4 protein-coding genes are annotated in these 4657 nt (G+C 46.9%); 3 read left to right on the top strand and 1 reads right to left on the bottom strand.

The features are described 5' to 3' along the window. Window positions 1–89 precede the first annotated feature (89 nt). A complete protein-coding gene (locus OSCI_RS02460; RefSeq protein WP_007353268.1) occupies window positions 90–488 on the bottom strand; it encodes a response regulator in 399 nt (132 codons plus the stop codon). A gap of 445 nt (window positions 489–933) precedes the next feature. Here OSCI_RS02460 and OSCI_RS02455 point away from each other — a divergent pair, with 445 nt between their 5' ends. The 3 genes from OSCI_RS02455 to OSCI_RS02445 form a co-directional block, all read left to right on the top strand. Continuing rightward, window positions 934–3540 (top strand): DNA gyrase/topoisomerase IV subunit A, encoded by a 2607-nt coding sequence (locus OSCI_RS02455; protein ID WP_007353267.1) that lies wholly within the window; start codon window positions 934–936, stop codon window positions 3538–3540. 183 nt (window positions 3541–3723) lie between these two features. Continuing rightward, a complete protein-coding gene (locus OSCI_RS02450) occupies window positions 3724–4188 on the top strand; it encodes a hypothetical protein (RefSeq protein ID WP_007353266.1) in 465 nt (154 codons plus the stop codon). Window positions 4189–4225: 37 nt separating this feature from the next. Further along, on the top strand, window positions 4226–4657 hold a 432-nt coding region (locus OSCI_RS02445; protein WP_039961601.1), incomplete at its 3' end, for an ABC transporter ATP-binding protein.

Raw genomic sequence — 4657 nt, 5'->3', positions numbered from 1 at the left:
CCACTCTCCCCGCCCCTCCTGCCCCTCCTGCCCCCCTGCTCCCCTGCCCCTCTGCCCCTCTGCCCCCCCGCTCCTCCGCTCCCTCGCTATTACTCCTGGGGAAGCAAGGCCTTGATTTGAGCGACGAAATCTTGATGATCGACGACAGGTTTGGAAATGTAACCGTCAGCACCACTTTGATTGAGAAAGGTTTCGCGATCGCCAGCCATCGCGTGAGCTGTCACCAAAATAATCGGTAGTTTAGCAGTTTGGGGGTTTGCCTTCAGCATTTGAGTAATCTTAATGCCGTCAACAGCCTTACCCTGGTAAACGCTCCGAGACAGAGACACATCCATCAAAATTAGGTCAGCTTCCCCATCAATCGCAATTTGCATCACCTCTTCCACATTTTCGGTGTGCTTTACGGCAAGACCACCTCGCTTAGTCAAAATCTTGGAGAAAACGCGAGCATTAACCAAATCGTCCTCTACAATCAGAACGGTTTTCATAACTTTTTCCTTGCTACTTGCTGCTCTATAAATCTTATGCAAACCTCTGTACAGTTATTTCTGTAAGGTTTTTGCTGTTTACTTTCTACTTCGCCCTAGTCTGATCAATTCCTTATCAGGCTAAAGCAATCTTATGTAAAACTGCTATTACCGAGTTCGATAGAGCAACCGACTAGGGAAAAATGCTCTTGACGCTCTAAAAATTTTAGCGGAGGCTGCGCTAAGAGCAACGAACTCAGAGAACTCGCGGTCTAATATCGTGTAATCAGAGCATATATAGCAACCGCCAAGGTGGTTAGGACATTATAAGTTGCTGAAACCTTGATTCTATTCCCTTCTTCCCCTAGCCCCTAGCCCCAGCTATATCAGTTTTCCACCGGGGCGGTTTCAGCAGCTTGCTGTTGAGAGCTGTTTTACACTCAGGAATTAACGGACACAAGGACTCATGGCTAAACAATTAAACCTCTTTTCTGGCCAAGTAATCTCAACGGCGCTGCACACCGAGATGCAGCAGTCGTATCTCGAATACGCCATGAGTGTTATCGTCGGGCGTGCTCTACCAGATGTCCGCGATGGCTTGAAACCGGTTCACAGGCGGATTTTATACGCTATGCACGAACTCGGCCTGACACCTGACCGTCCTTACCGTAAGTGTGCCAGGGTGGTTGGGGATGTTTTGGGTAAATATCACCCTCATGGCGACCAGTCAGTTTATGACGCTTTGGTGCGGATGGTTCAAGAGTTTTCTAGTCGATATCCGTTGCTGGCGGGTCATGGGAATTTTGGTTCGGTGGATAATGACCCACCTGCGGCGATGCGCTACACGGAAACTCGTTTGGCCTCAATCTGTCACGAGGCAATGCTAACTCAGGTTGGTGAGGCGACGGTTGACTTTAGTGATAATTTTGACTCCTCGCAGCAGGAACCGACGGTATTGCCGGCGGAGTTGCCGTTTTTGCTACTGAATGGCTGTTCTGGGATTGCGGTGGGGATGGCGACGAATATTCCGCCTCACAATTTGAATGAGGTGGTGGATGGTTTAATTGCTTTGATTGATACGCCGGATCTGTCAGATGAGAAGTTGCTGGCGTTGATTCCAGGCCCAGACTTTCCGACTGGTGGGGAGATTATCAGTACCGAAGGAATTACCGATGCTTATACGAAAGGTAAGGGTAGTATTGCTGTCCGAGGTGTGACGCGGATGGAAGAAATTCCAGCCGCTCGCAGGACTCGCAGCAAGATGGCGATTGTGGTAACGGAGTTTCCCTTTCAGGTGAATAAGGCGGGCTGGATTGAGAAGGTAGCGGAATTGGTGAATCAGGGCCGAATTGAAGGTATTTCCGATTTGCGAGATGAGAGCGATCGCGAAGGTATTCGCGTGGTGATTGAAATTAAACGCGAGTTTTCGCCGCAAACAGTTCTCTCTCGCCTCTACCATCAGACTGATTTGCAGTGCAATTTCGGTGCGATTTTGCTGGCTTTGGTTAATGGCCAACCCCGGCAGTTGACTCTCAGACAAATGTTGCAGGAGTTCCTGAATTTTCGGGAAGTAACGCTGACTAGACGCTACAACCACGAGTTACAGGTGGCTGTGCGCCGTTGTCATATTGTCGAAGGGTTACTTTTGGTTCTGGGAAACTTAGATGCGGCGATCGATATTCTCAGAAATGCTCCTGATGGTAGTACGGCTAAGCAAGGTTTGCAAAGTCGGCTGAATTTTAGCGAAAGCCAAGCTGATGCGATTTTGGCTATGCCGATGCGACGTTTAACTGGCTTGGAGAGGCAAAATTTACAGGCTGAGTTTGATGAGTTAATGGCAACTATTCAGGAGTTGCAGAGGTTGTTAGGCGATCGCCGCGAATTGCTTAAGGCTTTGAAGAAAGAATTGCGCTCGCTTAAACGCAAGTATGGCGATCCTCGCCGCACTCGGCTAGTGACTGTTGAGCAGGGGAGCGGGGGAGCTCCTGAGCAGGGGAGCAGAGGGGCGAGGGAGCAGGGGAGCGGGGGAGCAGAGGGGCGGGGGAGCAGGGGAGCGGGGGAGCAGAGGGGCGGGGAGGGGAAAAAGAAAGCTACTCAACTACCTGTCACCTCGGTTAGCACTGAGCCTTCAGAAGCAACTGTTCTGGAGTTTACGCATAAGCAGTACGTGCGACGGCTGGCTTCGGCGGAGTCAAGTCGAGGTAAAAATCACGATAAATCTGCTCAGTCGCGAGGAGGGGAGAGCGATTTTAGCGTCAACACTATCCAAGCTAGAACTAATGAAAATTTAGCGATCTTGACTCGGACTGGCAAAGCTTACCCGCTGAAAATCTCTGACATTCCGACAGTCGGAAATCGCGATCGCGGTACGCCGATTATTAGTTTGCTCTCACCTTCAGCTACTAAAGATGTCGCTCCAGGTAATCTTCCAGAAATTGTGGCAGGAATGTTTGTTCTGTCTGAAAATGCTGATGCAACTGACTTGGTAACTTTGACTCAACAAGGAAAAATTAAGCGGTTGCCTCTTTCTGAATTAAGCGATATTACTAATCGTGGTGTGACAGCAGTTAAACTAAAAGATGATGACGAATTGCGCTATGCGATGCTTAGCAAACCGGGAGAACAAGTAGTTTTAGCCACATCTGGGGGGCGACTGTTGCGTTTTGAACTCAATGATGAGCAATTGCCACCAATGGGCCGCGCTGCACAAGGTTCTCAAGCTACGCGACTGCGAAAACAGGAACAGTTAGTTGGCTGCATTACTCTGGCTGCTGATGGCAGTCTGTTACTGGTTTCTGAGTTAGGTTGGGCAAAACGGATGCCTGTAGGTTCTGTGAGGCTAACGGGACGAGGTGAAATTGGCACTCAAGCATTCCATTTCGCAGAGCCTAAGGATGCTCTCGTTGGGATTGTGGCGGCGCTTCCTCGAAAGGAGTTGAAGTTGTTAACTAATAATGGGCGTTTGTTGCGTGTGGGTGTGGAGAAAATTGCTTTCTGGGGTAAAGATGCTCCTGGCGATCGCGCCGTTAATCTCAATCCTAGTGAAAAAATTGTCAAAGTTGTTAGTTGTTAGTTGTTGGTTGTTAGTTGCTAATTGCTAATTGCTAATTGCTAATTGCTAATTGCTAATTGCTAATTGCTAATTGCTAATTGCTGATTAAACGTAAGGTGGGCGCTCGCCTCAACCATCTTCTTCTATGAGTTACAGGCTTGTAGCGGCGAGCGCCCACCCTACAAGCTACTGAATACTAAACTTATGTCTGTTTACATTTTTTTAGAATACCAACTCATCGGTTCTGACCGATGGGAAGTTATTGAGCTTTTACCCGAAGACTATTTTGATTTAGACCCTGATGAAAAAATCGAATGGGATTGCGTTTCTGAGTACAACCACGCAGTTGAATACTTAGATATCGAGCGAGAAAAGTTATCGCATACTAAACTGAAAATAGTTGATGATGAAGCAAATGTTACTGAGGTAATAAAAACAACTTTTTGGAATGATGGGAAAAATCAAATTGATGAACGAATAATAGATAGAGACACAGGAGGATCGGAGTGGTTAATGGTCATGACAATCAAGCTCCAAGATAATCCTAATATTTGGGAAATCTTGAGGTTGCAAAGAAAAGATGATGTTCCGATATTAGAGTTTCATTCTTTTATAACAGACAACGAAGATGGTTCTCAATCCGAAAGAATCATCTATCCGATATGCTAATAATAATTCAAATAGTAACGTTATTACTACAAACATCATGGCAAAAGTTATTATAGAAAACGTTTACAAAAGCTTTCAGACTCTTCGCAAGGATGAAGAGACAAAAATGAAGGATGAAAGCCTATTATTCAATTCGGGAAACTCATCTTATCCGAGTAAAATTGACAGTAATATTCATACTTCTAGCCACACAGTTTTGCGCCGTATTAATTTGTCGGTGCAAGATGGCGAATTTATGGTTTTGGTGGGGCCTTCGGGATGTGGAAAAAGTACGCTATTGCGGTCAATTGCTGGTCTGGAATCTCTAACTGGCGGTAATATTTGGGTGGGCGATCGCTTAGTTAACGATTTACCTCCCAAGGAGCGCGATATCGCTATGGTGTTTCAAAATTACGCTCTCTATCCCCACTTGACTGTTTATGATAATTTGGCTTTTGGCTTGCGGCGGGGGAAGAGGAGCGGGGGAGCA

The organism is Kamptonema sp. PCC 6506, from assembly GCF_000180455.1.
Classification (GTDB): Bacteria; Cyanobacteriota; Cyanobacteriia; order Cyanobacteriales; family Microcoleaceae; genus Kamptonema; species Kamptonema formosum.
Note: the sequence above shows the minus strand (reverse complement) of the source record. Positions and strands in the feature narration are given on the sequence as shown.